The 16,851-nt window shown below is 67.8% G+C and carries 15 protein-coding genes; 12 read left to right on the top strand and 3 right to left on the bottom strand.

What is annotated here, in order from left to right; all coding sequences use genetic code 11:
* From galT to VMD50_RS27915, 4 genes are all read left to right on the top strand, one after another.
* Window positions 1-834 (top strand): galactose-1-phosphate uridylyltransferase (gene galT / locus VMD50_RS27930; protein ID WP_325432903.1); only part of this gene is annotated, 834 nt, incomplete at its 5' end.
* The gene (locus VMD50_RS27925) at window positions 831-1,922 is read left to right on the top strand and encodes a galactokinase (protein WP_325432901.1); all 1,092 of its coding nucleotides are present in this window, start codon (window positions 831-833) and stop codon (window positions 1,920-1,922) included. The genes galT and VMD50_RS27925, both read left to right, overlap by 4 nt.
* Window positions 1,919-2,674, top strand: coding sequence for a Mut7-C RNAse domain-containing protein (locus VMD50_RS27920; RefSeq protein ID WP_325432899.1), 756 nt, complete (start codon window positions 1,919-1,921; stop codon window positions 2,672-2,674). The genes VMD50_RS27925 and VMD50_RS27920 overlap by 4 nt, the downstream gene beginning before the upstream one ends.
* A 336-nt stretch (window positions 2,675-3,010) precedes the next feature.
* Window positions 3,011-3,685 carry a PAS and ANTAR domain-containing protein gene (locus VMD50_RS27915; RefSeq protein ID WP_325432897.1) on the top strand — a complete coding sequence of 225 codons (675 nt, stop codon included), beginning with the start codon at window positions 3,011-3,013 and terminating at the stop codon, window positions 3,683-3,685.
* On the opposite strand, the gene VMD50_RS27910 is transcribed toward VMD50_RS27915, so the two are convergent.
* Window positions 3,682-4,167 carry a hypothetical protein gene (locus VMD50_RS27910; protein WP_325432895.1) on the bottom strand — a complete coding sequence of 162 codons (486 nt, stop codon included), beginning with the start codon at window positions 4,165-4,167 and terminating at the stop codon, window positions 3,682-3,684. The genes VMD50_RS27915 and VMD50_RS27910 overlap by 4 nt on opposite strands.
* A 71-nt stretch (window positions 4,168-4,238) precedes the next feature.
* Window positions 4,239-4,916: an envelope biogenesis lipoprotein LpqN gene (lpqN, locus tag VMD50_RS27905; RefSeq protein ID WP_325432893.1), complete on the bottom strand. Its 678-nt coding sequence runs from the start codon at window positions 4,914-4,916 to the stop codon at window positions 4,239-4,241.
* A 154-nt stretch (window positions 4,917-5,070) separates the two neighbouring features.
* Between lpqN and VMD50_RS27900 the strand changes: the two genes are divergently transcribed.
* Window positions 5,071-7,707 carry a GH92 family glycosyl hydrolase gene (locus VMD50_RS27900; protein WP_325432891.1) on the top strand — a complete coding sequence of 879 codons (2,637 nt, stop codon included), beginning with the start codon at window positions 5,071-5,073 and terminating at the stop codon, window positions 7,705-7,707.
* A 6-nt stretch (window positions 7,708-7,713) separates the two neighbouring features.
* On the opposite strand, the gene VMD50_RS27895 is transcribed toward VMD50_RS27900, so the two are convergent.
* The gene (locus VMD50_RS27895; protein ID WP_325432889.1) at window positions 7,714-10,101 is read right to left on the bottom strand and encodes a lysylphosphatidylglycerol synthase transmembrane domain-containing protein; all 2,388 of its coding nucleotides are present in this window, start codon (window positions 10,099-10,101) and stop codon (window positions 7,714-7,716) included.
* A gap of 157 nt (window positions 10,102-10,258) precedes the next feature.
* Between VMD50_RS27895 and VMD50_RS27890 the strand changes: the two genes are divergently transcribed.
* The 7 genes from VMD50_RS27890 to VMD50_RS27860 form a co-directional block, all read left to right on the top strand.
* Window positions 10,259-11,209, top strand: coding sequence for a class I SAM-dependent methyltransferase (locus VMD50_RS27890; protein WP_325432887.1), 951 nt, complete (start codon window positions 10,259-10,261; stop codon window positions 11,207-11,209).
* 2 nt (window positions 11,210-11,211) lie between these two features.
* Window positions 11,212-12,159 (top strand): class I SAM-dependent methyltransferase, encoded by a 948-nt coding sequence (locus VMD50_RS27885; RefSeq protein WP_325432885.1) that lies wholly within the window; start codon window positions 11,212-11,214, stop codon window positions 12,157-12,159.
* Window positions 12,160-12,298: 139 nt separating this feature from the next.
* On the top strand, window positions 12,299-13,021 hold the full coding sequence (locus VMD50_RS27880) for a FadR/GntR family transcriptional regulator (protein WP_325432883.1): 723 nt from the start codon (window positions 12,299-12,301) through the stop codon (window positions 13,019-13,021).
* On the top strand, window positions 13,018-13,815 hold the full coding sequence (locus VMD50_RS27875; protein WP_325432881.1) for an MlaE family ABC transporter permease: 798 nt from the start codon (window positions 13,018-13,020) through the stop codon (window positions 13,813-13,815). Before VMD50_RS27880 ends, VMD50_RS27875 begins: the two co-directional genes overlap by 4 nt.
* A 1-nt stretch (window position 13,816) precedes the next feature.
* On the top strand, window positions 13,817-14,686 hold the full coding sequence (locus VMD50_RS27870; protein ID WP_325432879.1) for an ABC transporter permease: 870 nt from the start codon (window positions 13,817-13,819) through the stop codon (window positions 14,684-14,686).
* A gap of 5 nt (window positions 14,687-14,691) precedes the next feature.
* On the top strand, window positions 14,692-15,906 hold the full coding sequence (locus VMD50_RS27865; protein WP_325432877.1) for an MCE family protein: 1,215 nt from the start codon (window positions 14,692-14,694) through the stop codon (window positions 15,904-15,906).
* Between the two features lie 10 nt (window positions 15,907-15,916).
* The coding region (locus tag VMD50_RS27860) for a virulence factor Mce family protein (protein WP_325432875.1) at window positions 15,917-16,851 on the top strand (935 nt) is incomplete at its 3' end.

The following is a 16,851-nucleotide window of genomic DNA, read 5'->3' as shown; positions in this document are numbered from 1 at the left end:
GAGGTGCCGGCCCCCGACTACGACGTCGTCGTCTTCGAGAACCGGTTCCCGAGCCTGTCGGGCGCCGGTGGGCCGGCGCCGGCGCCGGCCGATGCCGGCTTCGTGTCCGCCCCGGGAAACGGCCGCTGCGAGGTGATCTGCTTCTCCAGCGACCACACCGGGTCGTTCGCGCAGTTGCCGCCGGCGCACGCCCGGTTGGTCATCGACGCGTGGCGGCACCGCACCGCCGAACTGATGGCCGCGCCCGGCATCGAGCAGGTGTTCTGCTTCGAGAACCGCGGCGAGGAGATCGGGGTGACGCTGACCCACCCGCACGGCCAGATCTACGGCTATCCCTTCCTCCCTCCGCGCACCGCGGCCATGCTGGCGCAGGTCCGCGAACATCGAATTCGGCACGGCGGCAACCTCTTTGCTGACCTGCTGGCGCGCGAGGTCGCCGACGGCGGTCGCATCGTCACGCGCACCGGGCTGTTCACTGCGTTCGTGCCGTTCGCAGCGCGCTGGCCGGTCGAGGTGCACATCTACCCGAACAGGTTCGTGCACAACCTGGTTGAGCTCGACGACGGTGAGCTGGACGGGTTGGCGCGGGTCTATCTCGACATGCTGGAGAGATTCGACCGCATGTATTCGATTCCGCTGCCCTACATCTCGGCGCTACACCAATTCGCCGCAACCCAAGCCCAGTCCGACGGCTACTTCCATATCGAGTTGATGTCGATCCGGCGCAGCGCGAACAAGCTCAAGTACCTGGCGGCCTCCGAATCGGCGATGGACGCGTTCATCAGCGACGTCACGCCCGAAGCCGTGGCCGAGCGACTGCGGGAACTCCGATGACGGTCCGCTACGCCGCCCCGGGACGGGTCAACCTCATCGGCGAGCACACCGACTACAACCTCGGCTTCGCGCTGCCGATCGCGCTGCCGCAGCGCACCGTGGTGACCTTCACCCCCGACGGCGGCGACACCATCACCGTGGCCAGCAATCGCGCGGACGGCGCGGTCCGTTTTCCACTGGGCACCACTCCCGGTCAGGTGACCGACTGGGCCGCCTACGTGGCCGGGGTGGTATGGGCGCTGCGCCAGGCGCGGCACCCGGTGCCCGGCGGCGCGATGTCGATCACCAGCGACCTGGAGATGGGGTCCGGGCTGTCGTCCTCGGCGGCGCTGGAGTGCGCGGTGCTGGGGGCGATCGCATCGGCCGCCGGCATCCAGATCGACCGCGTCGAGCAGGCGCGCCTGGCCCAGCGGGCCGAGAACGAGTATGTCGGCGCCCCAACGGGTTTGCTTGACCAATTGGCGTCGCTGTACGGGGAGCCTTCGACGGCGCTGCTGATCGATTTTCGCGACCTCACCGTCGCGCCGGTGGCCTTCGATCCCGACGGGCGCGGCGTTGTGCTGCTCCTGATCGACTCCCGGGCGCGCCATCGCCACGTCGGCGGCGAGTATGCGGCCCGACGCGCGTCATGCGAGCGGGCGGCCGCAAATTTGCGGGCGTCATCGTTGCGTGAAGTCTGGGATCGCGGGCGCGCGGAGTTGGACGCGATCAACAACCCAATCGATGCCCGCCGCGCACGGCATGTTCTCAACGAGAACGGTCGGGTGCTGGATTTCGTTGCGGCAGTAGATGATTCGGACTACGTTGAAGCCGGCCGCATCTTGACCGCCTCACACGTCTCCATGCGCGACGACTTCGATATCACCACCGAACATATCGATCTGATCGCCGACACCGCGGTACGCGCGGGTGCGCTCGGCGCACGGATGACCGGCGGCGGATTCGGCGGCTGCGTGATCGCGCTGGTGCCGGACAGCCGGGCCGACGCCGTTGCGGACACGCTGCGACGGACGCTGACCAGCGCGGGTCATCCGCGGCCGGTCATCACCCGAACCCGCGCGGCCGCGGGCGCGGGCCCCGGCGGGTGAGCGAGCCGACCGGCTACGTCGAGGTGCGCGCGTACGCCGAGCTGAACGACTTCTTGCCGGCCGAATCGCGGGGGCTGACGGTGCGCCGTCCGTTCCGGGGTCATCAGACGGTCAAGGACGTGCTGGAGGCGATGGGCATCCCGCACACCGAGGTGGACCTGATCCTGGTGAATGGGGCCTCGCGGGGGTTCGGCTACCGCCCGAGCGTCGGCGACCGGATCGCCGCCTACCCGATGTTCGAGGCGCTGGACGTCGCGCCCATCACGAGGCTGCGGCCGGCGCCGCTACGCGATCCGCGGTTCGTCGTCGACGTGAACCTGGGCCGGCTCGCCCGGCTGCTTCGCGTGCTCGGTTTCGACGTGTGGTGGTCCAGTGGCGCCGACGACGCGACCCTGGCCGACGTCAGCCGCGGCGAGCGGCGCATCCTGCTGACCCGCGACCGCGGCCTGCTGAAGCGCCGCACCATCACCCACGGCCTGTTCGTCCACTCCCAGGACCCCGAGGAACAGGCGGTCGAGGTGATCAGGCGACTGGACCTGGCACACCGGCTGGCGCCGTTCACCCGGTGCCTGCGGTGCAACGGGACGCTGGCCACGGTCGGAAAAGACGAGGTGATCGACCAGCTCGAGCCCATGACCCGGCAGTTCTACGGGGAGTTCAGCCGCTGCACAGGGTGTGGGCGGATCTACTGGGCCGGGTCGCACCACGCCCGGCTGGTTGCTCTGGTCGAAAGGCTTCGCCGGCAACTCTGAATCCTGGCGTTAGCCGTAACGCGGCCATAGCTGTAACGTCACGGGTATGCGCCTGACCACGTGCGCCTCGTGCGGCGCTGACTTCTCCGCCCGGTCGGACGCGGTGTACTGCTCCTCGGCGTGCCGGCAGAAAGCGCATCGCGTCCGGACGGCCCATCGGACGGCCGTGCGCCACGAGAGCCTCAGCCAAAGCTCCGGCGCCGCCGGATCGCTGCGGTCTTCGGTCCCCGGCACCGTGCAACGCGCGCGGGAGCAGGTCGATCGATCCCGTGAGCTGTGTGGGATTTCCGAGCGTCACCTGCGGGAGAGCAGGGCCATCCTGCAAAAGCGCGCATCGTGGCCTGGGAATTAGACGGTCAAGCGGCGGCCGTCGAGCAGGCGCTCGCCGGAGGTACACCGCAGCGCGCGGGTTGGTTCCGCTTCTATTTCGAAGACCAGCGCTGGGAATGGTCCGAGCAAGTGCAGCGCATGCACGGCTACGAGCCCGGAACGGTGACACCGACCACCGATCTCGTGTTGTCGCACAAGCACCCCGACGACCGTCGCCAGATGGCCGCGACCATCAACGACATGGTCGAACGCCGCCAGCCATTCAGCACGCGGCATCGCATCGTCGACACCCGCGGCGCCGTCCGCCATGTGGTCGTGGTCGGTGATCAGTTCTGCGACGACGGCGGTGAGGTCATCGGCACCCACGGCTTCTACATCGACGTCACACCGACGTCCACCAGGAAAGCCGAGGAAGCCATCACCGCGAAAGTCGCCGCAATCGCCGGGCGTCGCGGCATGATCGACCAGGCCAAGGGCATGTTGATGCTGGTCTATGGGATCGACGAGGACGCCGCTTTCGATGTGCTCAAATCCCTTTCCCAAGTGCGCAATACGAAGCTGTGGACGCTCGCCCAGCAGATCGCCAAGGACTTCGCCGCGTTGGGCAAAGACGCCATCGCCTCGCGTTCGCGATTCGACCAGAGCTTGCTCACCGCGCACCTGCGCGTGTCCGAGCGTTAGCCTGCCGGAGTCAACCGGACGGCCGCCAGGTGCATCCGGTCGACGGCCTCCGCGAACTCCTCCCGGGTCGGTATGCGCGGGTCGCGAAATTTCAATCCGATCATGCGCTGTGCGCGCTGCACCCCGTAGGACTCGGCGCAGCGATGGTACAGGTCCGAGACGATTTCGCGGTCACGGATGAGCTCACCGCGCATGGCCGTCGTCTTGCCGGCGTAGACCACCTGCGCGGGCGCGCCGTCGCGGAAGTTCTGCTTCCACGGGGCGCCGGTCAGCGCGTAGAGCTGGTGGTCGATCAGGTGGGCGCTCAAGGGAATCGTGTACGGCCGCCCCGTCTTTCGCCCCGTAAAGCTCAGCACCATCAGCTGCTTGCGTGCGGGTCCGGCGAGCGGGGTGCGCAGGAGGAAACTGAGGACGGGGTTGACGAGGCGCAGTAGTGCCGACGGTGGGTGTCCGACTTCTATCGCGTGCGACTGTTCTGCCATGCCAACCACCGTAAGGCCAACCGGGCGCCGCGGCGTAGGGACTTGCGGCGGCAGCGCCGCCTCGTCGGTGGTCAGGGGGTAATGGTCGTTTGGTCGTCGATGATGTTGGTGGCGTCCATCAACGGACCCTGGTCGCTCTCCAGCGAGTCGGCATTGAGCTGGAGCACGTACACCGCACCCTGGGAGGGAATCACCACCGTCTTCTGCGCGACGGCGCGCGTCTTGCCGTCCCTCTGGTACGTGCCGCCCAGCTGCCAGGCCTGGAATCCGGCGAGCGTGGAGGCGTTGCCGTTGCCGGTGCCCTGGTAGCCGGGCAGACCGAGCAGCTCGTTGGGGGCGTACTGGATGATCTTCGCCTGGTCGACGTCACCGGTGAGTTTCGAGTAGAGCGCCGAGATGGTCGGCGGGTCAGCAGGATTCGCCGGCTGTGACAACACAATGCCGCCGTAGGACGTACCGGCGTTCTGGTTGATCTGCCAGCCCGCGGGCACCGGCAGGTCGACAGTGGGGCCGGGATCGCCGTGGTGGATGGGAGTCTCGGTGATGTGGTTGTCGCGGACGTAGTCGGCGATCGTCGGGCCGCCCTGCGCGCTCGGGGTCGCGGAGGTTGCCGACGTCTTGGAAGTAGAAGTAGAAGTCGAGGTGGATGTCGATGTCGACGTCGTCGGCGATGACTTGTTGCTGGAGCCGCACGCCACGAGCGCCACACTCAGCGCTACGGTAATGGTTGCTGCGGTCAACTGTTTCATCGATCAAATCTCCCGAAGATTGGGCCGGTACCAGAGCCAGCCACGCGGAATGAGACTAACCGAAGTCGGGCTCAAAGGTTGCCAGGCAAAATTGGGGACTCCCGGCATGCGCGAAACGCACCGCAACGGGGCGGTTATGCAGTAAGAGACAGCTATGCGGTCACGACGGGCCCTCATCGCGGTGCTCGTTGCGACTGCCGTCTTGCTGACCTTCATCGCGGCGGCCCCGCCGATCGCCTACGACGGCGAGCCGCAGCTGGTCGCCAACCCCGTCGACCACGTCGACACCCTCGTCGGCACGGGAACGGGCGGCGAGGCGGTGGGGGAGATCAACAACTTCCCCGGCGCCACCGTGCCGTTCGGGATGGTGCAGTACTCGCCCGACACCGTCGGCAACTACGCCGGCTACAACTACGACAACCCGCGCTCCACCGGGTTCAGCATGACCCACGCCTCGGTGGGCTGCGCCGCGTTCGGCGACATCTCGATGCTGCCGACCACCGCCCCGGTCGGCGCCCAGCCGTGGAACTCCTGGGAGACGATCGCGCACGACGACACCGAGCAAGGCGCGCCGGGGTTTTACACGGTGCGGTTCCCCGGCACCGGTGTGACCGCAGAACTCACCGCGACCACCCGCACCGGCGTCGGCCGGTTCCGTTACCCGCACAACGGCCGGCCCGCCGTGTTCCACGTCCGTTCCGGAGCGTCGCTGGCGGGCAATTCCCGCGCGGCCATCGAGATCGGCGGGGACAACACCACGATCACCGGGTGGGCTACCAGCGGCGGATTTTGCGGCAAACCGAACGCCTACACGGTGTATTTCGCCATGAAGTTCAGCCAGCCGTTCACCTCCTACGGCTCCTGGGACGGCTATTCGGTGTATCCCGGCGCCCGCGGCGTGGCGTCGCCCTACAGCGGGGGCTACGTGGAGTTCCCGGCCGGCTCGGTGCTCGAGGTGCGGACCGCGATCTCCTATGTCGGCATCGACGGGGCGCGCGCGAACCTGGCGGCCGAAGGCGGTGCGAGCTTCGACGCCGTGCGCGCCGCGGCGGCATCCGAGTGGAACGCCACCTTGTCGTGTATCGCGGTGGCGGGCAGGAACGTTGGCAACGTGGACACGTTCTATACGTCGCTGTACCGCTCGCTGCTGCACCCGAACACCTTCAACGACGCCGACGGACGCTACATCGGATTCGACGGCGTGATCCATACGGTGGAGAAGGGGCGCACCCAGTACGCGAATTTCTCGGATTGGGACACCTACCGGAGCCTGGCCGCTCTGCAGGGACTGCTCTTTCCGAAGCGGGCCAGCGACATGGCCCAATCGCTGGTCAACGACGCCGAGCAGAGCGGATCGCTTCCCCGTTGGGCGCTCGCGAATTCGGCAACCGCCGAGATGAGCGGCGACAACGTGGTCCCGCTCATCGTGAACCTATACGCCTACGGCGCCAAGGACTTTGACGTGCAAGCGGCGCTGCGCTACATGGTCGACGCGGCGACCAAGGGCGGTGCCGGGCGCGGCGGCTACGTGGAGCGCCCGGGCATCGCCACCTACCTGGCGCTCGGCTACGCGCCGCGCACCCTGGAATTTCGCGCCGACGGCAAGATCGTCGACGCGTCGATCACGCTGGAGTGGTCGGTCGACGACTTCACGATCTCCCGCTTCGCCGAATCGCTCGGCGACAGCGCTACCGCCGCCACATTCCAGAGCCGGGCGCAGTACTGGCAAAACCTGTTCAATCCCAGCACCGATTTCGTCTCGCCCCGCGGCGCGATGGGATTCTTCCGCGAGGGTCCCGGATTCTTCGAATCCCCTTTGCTTTTCGGCCAGGACGGCTACGACGAGGGCAACGCCGAGCAATACGTGTGGTGGGTGCCGCATAACGTCGCCGGCCTGGTGACCGCGCTCGGCGGCCGCGCGGCGGTGGCGGACCGGCTCGACCGGTTCACCAAGAAGCTCAACGTCGGCCCTGACGAGCCATACCTCTGGGCCGGCAACGAGCCCGGTTTCGGGGTGCCCTGGCTGTACAACTACATCGGCCAACCCTGGAAGACCCAACTCACGGTCGACCGGGTGCGCGGGCTGTTCGGCCCGAGGCCCGACGGCGAGCCGGGCAACGACGACCTTGGGGCGATGTCGAGCTGGTACGTCTGGGCCGCCCTGGGCCTCTACCCCAGCACCCCGGGAACGCCGATACTGACCTTGGGCGCTCCGCTGTTCGACCGGATCGTCATCGCCCTTCCCGCAGGAAAATTCATCCGGATCTCCGCCCCGGGCGCGTCGGGTCCCCACCACCTGAAGTACATCAGCGGCCTGAGCGTCGACGGGAGAACCACCGATCGCACCTGGCTGCCGGAGTCGATCATCCGCACCGGCGGCGACGTCGCGTTCTCGCTCGCCGCCTACCCGAACAAGGTCTGGGGCACCGCCGATTCCTCCGCGCCGCCGTCGTTCGGTGCCGGAAGTTCCGCGGTCACCGTCAATGCGCCGCAACCAATCCTCCGGATCCAGCCGGGACACACCGGCACCGTGCACGTGGACGCGCAACGGATGGTCGACGCTGCCGGTGGCTACAACATCACCGGGACGTCCGCCGATCCCGGGATCACCGTGGCGCCGGCGTCCGGACAGTTCGGTGCCGACGGATCGGCCGCGACTGACGTCGCGATCACGGCGGCGCCGTCGGTGCCCGAGGAGTACTACGCGGTGTTTCTCACCACGACGGTTGGCGGAACCGCCAGGAAGTCAATCGTTTTCGTTATCGTGACGGCCGAGCCCGACGAACCCTGACGCTCCTCAGAGCATCTCGTTTTCGGTCAACCAGCGCATCACCGGCCAGCCGAGGAACACGGGCAGCCAGCAGGTGATCACGCGATACAGCAGCACCGACGGCACGCTGGTGGCCGGGGGCACGCCGAACGCGGCCAGACCACCGATCAGCGCCGCTTCGACGGCGCCGACACCGCCGGGCGTCGGGGCGGCCGACGCCAGCGTTCCGCCGACCATCGTCACCACCGTGCACGTGACGAACGTCGCACCGCCGCCGAAGGCCTCGATGCTGCACCAGAGTACCAACGCGTTGCCGAGGGTCGTCCCGCTACAGCCGAGCATGATCAGCCCCAATCGTTTCGGTTCCCGCGCAACCTCGACGAGGTCGGCGGTCACCTCCTTCAGCCTCGGACGCAGATCCATCGCCAGCCAGCGCCGCAGCCTGGGGACGAACAGGAATGTGCCGACGCCGCCCAGCGCCACCCCGGCGATCAGGTACAGCACCGTGGCGCTGGGAACGTAGTGCGAGAGGTCCATCGACGCGCCCGCGACCGTGGTGAACAAGATCAGCAATACGATGTGCATGATCACCTGCACCGCTTGCTGCAGCGCCACCGCGGTGGTGGCGCGCACCGGGGACAGCCCGCCCCCCTTCTGCAGGTACCGCGTGCTGAGCGCGAGCCCGCCGACGCCGGCCGGCGTGGTGGTTGCCGCGAAGGTGTTGGCCACCTGGGCTATTGACAGCTTCCAGAAGTCCACCGATTCGTCGGCGCTGGCCCATAACGCGGCTGCCGCACCCACATACGTCAGCGCGGATATCACCAGGCCCAGCAGTGCCCACCACCAGTCAGCCCTACTCACCTGGGAAACGAACGTCGGCACGGTGCTGATGAACGGATACGCGACATAGACCAGCGCGACGAGCAGCACCAGCTGAATGACCTGCCGGCGAGTGAAGCGGGTGATCGTTTCGGGCTTGATCTGATCCGCACCGGTTTGGCGCTTCACCTCCGCGCGGGTGCCGGAGATCACGGCGCCGGAATCGGCGATCGACCGCCGGATGTTTTTTGGCACAGCCGATTTGGTGAGCCGGCGCGAAGCGCTCAGGACGGTGTCTTCGCCGAATGCGTCGATCGCCGCGCCCACCGCGGACTTCGCGTCATACAGCGCCGACGTGGTTACCAGCAGCTGGGCGATGTCGGATTGGAGTTGGGTCTCGGTGGCCCCGTACTCGGCGTTGCCGAATCCGCCGAACAGCGCCGTGCCGCCGTCGACCGTGATCTCGCGGGCGCGCAGGTCGCCGTGGGAGATCTGGTGTTCGTTGAGCGTTCGCAGCGATTTCCACGCGCGGTCAACGGGAGTCATCTTCGCGCATTCGTCGAGCGGAACCCCGCGAACGGGCTTGTGCGCGTACATCATCCATCCCCGGTCGAGGCTGGCGACGGCGATCGTCGACGTGTTGGCGAGGCCCAGGTCGCCGACGGCGATGGTCAGCAGCGCGCGATGCTCGACGGCCCGGCGCATCGACGCCACCAGCGGCGCGGTCTCCCTGGCCCGCAGCCGAAGCTTCCGCCAGACCTGAAGCAACGCACCGCCGCTGCGCTGGTGCGGGCCGTACATTTCGATAAGGGCCGATTCGGAGTCCGCATCGGAGCCTTCGCACACGGCCGACAGGACCAGCGGCCCGGGTCCGGCGGGCCGCACCACCTGCAGCCGGGAGACCACGCATCCGCGTTTGGCCAGCGCCCGCACCACCCCTTCGAGCGGCACCTCGAGAGCGGGCGTGCCGACGACCAGGACCACCAGGGAGCCGACCAACCAACCGACCGCGAGGCCCAGCAAAGAGCGTGCCGGGACTATCGCGCTGACGAACAGGTGGATCGGCACGAAGGCCAGCAGCAGCGCCCACCACCAGTGCCGCCAGCGCGCGGGCAGCCACGGACCCGACACGGTCAGGACGGCCGCGAGCATCGCGATCCACCGCGGGTCGTCCAGGATCTGGGCCAGCATGGTCTGCGGCCGATCCCTCAGGTCGAAATGCCATTGCGGCGCCGAGATGCCGTTGCCGCCGATCGAAAGCGACAGGACGGCGATGAGCCCGGCGGCCGCGTACGCGCCGAGCATTTTCCATTGCCGGGAGGCGACCAAACCGATGAGGATGGCGAACGGCAGCGCCAGGATCGCGATGCCGTACACCAGGTAGACCAGGTCCGACTGGGTGGGGGTCAGCACCCCGACGATCTGCGAGATCGATCGCTCCAGCGCGACCCACTGCGGCCGGGTGATGAGCGAGCCGGCGATCACGATCGCGAAGAAGACCACCGATGCGGCGAGGCGCAGGAGGTCGTTGGTCCGCCGGGTCAGCGGTTGCAGCAAGTTGCCAGAAACGCTGATCTCGCGCCCGTCAACCCGCATGTCGCGATCCTTCGATCCGGGGCCGCAATATTAGCGGCCCGCCGACAACTTAACCGGATATGTCCGCGGCGGCGTGCATGAACCGCACGGACAGCTCGTTCACATGCGGCGCGCGTACGGTCGGCTGGGTAGCCGTGCCAGCGAATTGGAGGATGAGGTGGCCAGAACCGACAACGACACGTGGGAGATCACGGAGAGTGTGGGCGCCACGGCACTGGGCGTCGCGGCGGCCCGCGCGGCGGAAACGGAGAGCGAAAACCCACTGATCAGCGATCCGTTCGCGCGCGTCTTCCTCAACGCGGCGGGAGACGGCATGTGGAACTGGTTCGCGGCCCCGGACCTGCCCGCCGAGATCGCCGAGGCCGAACCCGACCTGAAGCCGCGGATGCAGGGAATGGTCGACTACATGGCCGCCCGGACGTCGTTTTTCGATCGGTTCTTCCTCAATGCAACCCGAGCGACACGCGCGGGCCTACCCCAGGTGGTGATCCTGGCGGCCGGCCTGGACTCGCGGGCATGGCGGCTGCCTTGGCCGGATGGCACCACGGTCTACGAACTCGACCAGCCCAGGGTGCTGGAGTTCAAGTCGTCGACGCTGCGGGAGAACGGCGCGCTGCCGACCTGCAACCTGGTGCACGTCCCGGTCGACTTGCGCCACGACTGGCCGGCCGCGTTGCGGCAGGCCGGTTTTGACGCCTCGCTGCCGAGCGCCTGGTCGGCCGAGGGCCTGCTGCCGTTTCTGCCGGCGGCGGCCCAGGAGTTACTGTTCGAGCGCGTCCACGCGCTCGCCGCCGCGGGCAGCCGGATCGCGGTGGAGGCGCCCGGCCCCGACTTCCTCGACGAGGCCGCCATCGAAAAGCGGCGCGCGGACATGCAGCGGGTCCGCGACCTGATGGCCAAACTCGAGCCGGAACGCGACATCCCCGACGTCCATGAGCTGTGGTATTTCGAGGAGCGCGAGGACGTCGGTGATTGGTTGCGCCGGCACGGCTGGGAGGTGACCGTGACACCGGCCGAAGAGTTGATGGCCAGTTACGGCCGCAGACCCCCGCAGGGCGTCGAAGACGCCGCCCCGAAGACGCTTTTCGTCGCGGCCGAGAAGGAGTGACCGTGGTTCGAACCCACAACGACAGCTGGGAGATCACCGAGAGCGTGGGGGCGACGGCGTTGGGCGTCGCCTCGGCGCGCGCGGCCGAAACCCGCAGCGAGAATCCGTTGATCGAGGACCCGTTCGCCCAGGTCTTCCTCGACGCGGTCGGCGACGGGGTGTGGAACTGGCACTCCGCACCCGCGCTGCCCCCCGAAGTCATCGAGGCCGAACCCGAACTGCCGCTGCAGATGCAGTCGATGGTCGGCTATATGGCTTCGCGGACGGCGTTTTTCGACCAGTTCTTCCTGGACGCGACCAAGGCGGGCATCCGCCAGGCGGTGATCCTGGCGGCGGGACTGGACGCGCGGTCCTGGCGGCTGCCCTGGCCCGACGGCACCAGCGTCTACGAACTCGACCAGCCCAGGGTGCTGGAGTTCAAACTGTCGACGTTGACCGAGCACGGCGCCCGGCCCGCCTGCAACCGGGTCGCCGTCGCGGTGGACCTGCGTCAAGACTGGCCGGCGGCGTTGCGGCGGGCGGGATTTGACCCGTCGGCGCCCAGCGTCTGGTCGGCGGAGGGGCTGATGCCCTATCTGCCCGCCGCGGCCCAGAAATTGCTGTTCGAACGCATCCAGGAGCTCACGGCCGCGGGCAGCCGGGTGGCCGTGGAGGCGCTGGGTCCGAAGTTCCTCGACCCCGAGTTCCGCGCCAGGCGCCGCGAGCGGATGGAGCGGATTCGCGCGTTGATGGCCAAGGTGGACCCGGACCGCGAGATTCCCCGCACCGACGAGCTGTGGTACTTCGAGGAGCGCGAGGACGTCGGTGACTGGTTCCGTCGCCACGGCTGGGACGTGACCGTGACGCCGTCCGACGAGCTGATGGCCGGCTACGGCCGCAAAGCCCCGAAAGAGGTCGAGGACGAGGTTCCGGGGAACCTTTTCGTGGTCGCGGAGCGGACAGCGAGCTAGCGGCCCGGCTTTTCGTGCCGAGCGGGTAACTGCTGCGAGAAAACGGCCGCGAAGATCTCGCGATGGTTGCACGTTCGGCGATGACGACACGCTGGTCTGACCACTTGACGTCTGACCTCCGACCGCCCACACTTTCCGCATGGCGCTGCAGCCGGTGACTCGCCGATCGGTGCCCGAAGAGGTCTTCGAGCAGATCGCCACCGGTGTGCTGAGCGGCGAGATGCAGCCCGGTGAGGCGTTGCCCAGCGAGCGCCGGCTGGCGGAGGTGTTCGGCGTCTCCCGGCCCGCGGTCCGCGAGGCGCTCAAGCGACTTTCGGCGGCCAGTCTGGTCGACGTGCGTCAGGGCGGCGTCACCACCGTGCGCGACTTCCGGCGGCATGCCGGCCTGGACCTACTGCCGCACTTGCTGTTTGCCAACGGCGCGCTCGACCCCGCGGTTTTCCGCAGCATGCTCGAGGCGCGGCTGCGCATCGGCCCGAAGGTCGCGGAGCTCGCAGCCGAACGGCACGGACCCGAGTTGGCCGAATCGCTCGAGGATTCGCTGCGCACGCTCGAGGCCGAGAAGGACCCGGTTCAGTGGCAGCGCGACACGCTCGCGTTCTGGGAGCATGTGGTCGACGGCGCCGGTTCGATCGTATTCACGTTGATGTACAACGCGTTTCGCGCCGCATATGAGCCGGCATTGGCTGCGCTGGGCACCGCCATGACCGCCGAGGGCACGCGGCCGGACGCGTACCGGAAATTGGCCGACGCTATCTGCGCCGGCGATCCCGCCCGGGCGCGCAAAGCCGGCCATGACGTGCTCGAGCTCACGAACGCCGTGATGACGGCTGCGCTCGACCGCCGGGGCAGGCGGCGATGAGCGCCCACACCGTGGTCACCAATTATCTCCGCGGCCAGATCCAGCCCGGGGTCGACGCGATCGGCGGGTTCTTCCGCACCTGCGTGCTGACCGGAAAGGCGCTGTTTCGCCGCCCCTTCCAGTGGCGGGAGACGATCGAGCAGGGCTGGTTCCTCACCAACGTCTCCTTACTGCCGACCCTGGCGGTCGCGATCCCGCTGACAGTGCTCATCATCTTCACGCTCAACATCCTGCTGGCGGAGTTCGGCGCGGCCGACATCTCCGGTGCGGGCGCGGCGCTGGGTGCGGTGACGCAGCTGGGGCCGCTCACCACGGTGCTGGTGATCGCCGGCGCGGGATCCACCGCGATCTGCGCCGACCTGGGCGCCCGCACCATCCGCGAGGAGATCGACGCGCTGGAGGTGCTGGGCATCGACCCGATCCACCGGCTGGTGGTGCCCCGCGTCGTCGCCGCGACCATCGTCGCCACCCTGCTCAACGGCGCGGTGATCACCATAGGCCTGGTCGGCGGATTCATCTTCGGCGTTTACATCCAACACATCTCGGCCGGCGCCTACGTCAGCACGCTCACCCTGGTCACCGGCCTGCCCGAGGTGATCATCTCGGTGGTCAAGTCGGCGACGTTCGGAACGATCGCCGGGCTGGTCGGCTGTTATCGCGGGCTGACCACGAAGGGCGGCCCCAAGGGCGTGGGGATCGCCGTCAACGAGACGCTGGTGTTGTGCGTGATCGCGCTGTTCGCGGTCAACGTGGTGCTCACCACGATCGGCGTGCGGTTCGGGACGGGGCGCTGACGTGTCGACTAACGCCGTACTCCGCGCCCGCTACCCACGAACGGCCGCCAACCTCGACCGCTACGGCGGCGGAACGGCCCGAAGGCTTTGGCAAATCGGGATTTTCGCAAGGTTCACGCGGATCAGCATCGGGGAGATCGGGTGGGCGTTGCGCCGCTACCGGCGCGAGACGTTGCGACTCATCGCCGAGATCGGCATGGGCACCGGCGCGATGGCCGTCGTCGGCGGGACGGTCGCGATCATCGGGTTCGTCACGCTGTCCGGCGGTTCGCTGATCGCCATCCAGGGCTTCGCATCGCTGGGCAACATCGGCGTCGAGGCGTTCACCGGATTCTTTGCCGCACTGGCCAACACGCGCGTCGCCGCGCCGATCGTCGCCGGTGTCACACTGGCCGCCACGGTCGGCGCCGGGGCCACCGCGCAGTTGGGCGCCATGCGAATCAGTGAGGAGATCGACGCGCTGGAAGTCATGGGCATCAAGTCGATCTCGTTCCTGGTCTCCACCCGGATTCTGGGCGGGCTGGCGGTGATCGTGCCGCTGTACGCCCTGGCGCTCGACATGGCTTTCACGTCGGGACAGGTTGTCACGACCGTGTTCTACGGACAGTCGAACGGCACGTACGAGCACTACTTCCGCACCTTCCTGCGCCCCGAGGACGTGGGCTGGTCGGTGGTGGAGGTCGTCATCATCGCGGTCGTGGTGATGGTCACCCATTGCTACTACGGCTACACCGCCAGCGGCGGCCCGGTCGGCGTCGGCCAGGCGGTGGGCCGATCCATGCGCTTTTCGCTGGTCTCGGTGGTGGTCGTTGTCCTGCTGGCCCAGTTGGCGCTCTACGGCGTCGACCCGAACTTCAATCTCACGGTGTAACGGCCATGGCGACGCCCGTGACCCGCAAGAACCGACGCGCGTGGGTGTACGTCGAGGGCGTCGTCCTGCTGTCGGTCTGCGCGCTGGTTCTGGCGCTGGTGTACCTGCAATTTCGGGGCGATTTCACGCCGAAGGCCGAGCTGACAATGGTGGCTTCGCGGGCGGGCCTGGTGATGGAACCGGGGTCGAAAGTCACCTTCAACGGGGTGGTGATCGGCCGGGTGGCCGCCATCTCGGAAATGGAGCGGGAGGGCAAACCGGCGGCCAAGCTGATGCTGGACGTGAATCCGCGCTACCTGAGCCTGATTCCCGCCAACGTGGTGGCCGACATCGAGGCGGCCACCCTGTTCGGCAACAAGTACGTGTCGCTGGTCTCACCGGAAAACCCAACCCGGCAGCGCCTCTCGCCGCATGACGTGATCGACGTGCGGTCGGTGACCACCGAGTTCAACACGCTGTTCGAGACGGTCACCTCGATAGCCGAGAAGGTGGACCCGATCGAGCTGAACGCGACGTTGTCGGCGCTCGCGCAGGCGCTGAACGGGCTCGGGGGCAAGTTCGGGGAGTCGCTCGTCAACGGGAACGAGATTCTGGCGCAACTGAATCCGCGGATGCCGCAGATCCGGTACGACGTGCGGCGGTTGGCGGACCTGGCCGACGTCTACACCAAGGCTTCGCCCGATTTGTGGGACTTTCTGCGGAACGCGCTGACCCTCGCGCGCACACTGACCAGGCAACAGGGCGACCTGGATGCCGCGTTGTTGGCGGCGGTGGGCGTGGGCCGCACCGGCGACGATATCTTCGCCAGGGGCGGGCCGTACCTGGCGCGCGGGGCCGCCGATCTGGTGCCCACCGCCGAACTGCTCGACACCTACAGCCCCGAAGTGCTCTGCACCATCCGCAACTTCCACGACGCCGCGCCGGAAGTCGCAAAGGCCGCCGGCGGCAACGGTTATTCGCTGTCGGCGGCCGGATCGCTCATCGGGGCGCCCAATCCCTATGTCTATCCGGACAACTTGCCGCGGGTGAACGCTCGCGGTGGACCCGGTGGGCGGCCGGGCTGCTGGCAGAAGATCACCCGGGATTTGTGGCCGGCCCCGTATCTGGTGATGGACACCGGTGCCAGCCTCGCGCCCTACAACCACCTCGAAGTCGGCCAGCCACTGGCCGCCGAATACGTCTGGGGCCGCCAATACGGGGAGAACACGATCAACCCATGACGAGGAGTCCATGAAAATCACCGGCACAGCTGTCAAACTCGGCGTCTTCTGGCTGGCGCTGTTGATGTTCACCGTGATGATCATCGTCGTGTTCGGCCAGGTGCGATTCGGCCGCACCACGGGGTACTCCGCGGTGTTCACCGACGCGGGCGGGCTACGGGCCGGACAGTTCGTCCGCGCGTCGGGAGTCGAGGTCGGCAAGGTCGCCAAGGTGACGCTGATCGACGGCGACGCGCGGGTGTTGGTGGACTTCAACGTGGATCGCTCACTGCCACTGGACAAAGCGACGACGGCGTCGATCCGCTACCTCAACCTGATCGGCGACCGCTACCTGGAGCTCACCCGCGGCGACAGCGGTCAGCGCCTGGCGCCCGGTGGCACGATCCCGCTCGAGCACACCCGGCCGGCGCTGGATCTCGACGCGCTGATCGGCGGGTTCCGCCCGCTTTTCAAGGCGCTGGACCCGAACAAGGTCAACAGCATCGCCCAGTCGATCATCACCGTGTTCCAGGGGCAGGGCGCCACGATCAACGACATCCTCGACCAGACCGCGGCCCTGACCGCCTCGCTGGCCGACCGCGACAAGGCGATCGGCGAGGTGATCACCAACCTGAACACCGTGCTGGGCACGACCGTCAAGCATCAAAAGGCTTTCGACCGAACGGTCGACAACTTGGAACTGCTGATCACCGGCCTGAAGAACAGGGCCGATCCGCTGGCCTCGGCGGCGGCACATATCAGCGACGCCGCCGGAACCCTGGCCGGGCTGCTGGCCGAGGACCGGCCGTTGCTGCACGGCACCTTTGGGCACCTCGAGGTCATCCAGCCGCCGCTCATCAACGACCTGCCGACGCTTGACGACGTGCTGGCCAAGCTGCCGGGCGCGTTCCGCATCATCGGCCGCGCCGGCGGCATCTACGGCGACTTCTACAACTTCTACCTGTG

It is taken from the genome of Mycobacterium sp. (assembly GCF_035506235.1).
Classification (GTDB): domain Bacteria; phylum Actinomycetota; class Actinomycetes; order Mycobacteriales; family Mycobacteriaceae; genus Mycobacterium.
Note: the sequence above shows the minus strand (reverse complement) of the source record. Positions and strands in the feature narration are given on the sequence as shown.

Bases quoted from the DNA above. Each gene is read 5' to 3' on its own strand.
- VMD50_RS27925 (WP_325432901.1), top strand. From the start codon at position 831: ATGACGGTCCGCTACGCCGCCCCGGGACGGGTCAACCTCATCGGCGAG.
- VMD50_RS27910 (WP_325432895.1), bottom strand. From the start codon at position 4,167: ATGGCAGAACAGTCGCACGCGATAGAAGTCGGACACCCACCGTCGGCA.
- lpqN (WP_325432893.1), bottom strand. From the start codon at position 4,916: ATGAAACAGTTGACCGCAGCAACCATTACCGTAGCGCTGAGTGTGGCG.
- VMD50_RS27900 (WP_325432891.1), top strand. From the start codon at position 5,071: ATGCGGTCACGACGGGCCCTCATCGCGGTGCTCGTTGCGACTGCCGTC.
- VMD50_RS27895 (WP_325432889.1), bottom strand. From the start codon at position 10,101: ATGCGGGTTGACGGGCGCGAGATCAGCGTTTCTGGCAACTTGCTGCAA.
- VMD50_RS27880 (WP_325432883.1), top strand. From the start codon at position 12,299: ATGGCGCTGCAGCCGGTGACTCGCCGATCGGTGCCCGAAGAGGTCTTC.
- VMD50_RS27875 (WP_325432881.1), top strand. From the start codon at position 13,018: ATGAGCGCCCACACCGTGGTCACCAATTATCTCCGCGGCCAGATCCAG.
- VMD50_RS27865 (WP_325432877.1), top strand. From the start codon at position 14,692: ATGGCGACGCCCGTGACCCGCAAGAACCGACGCGCGTGGGTGTACGTC.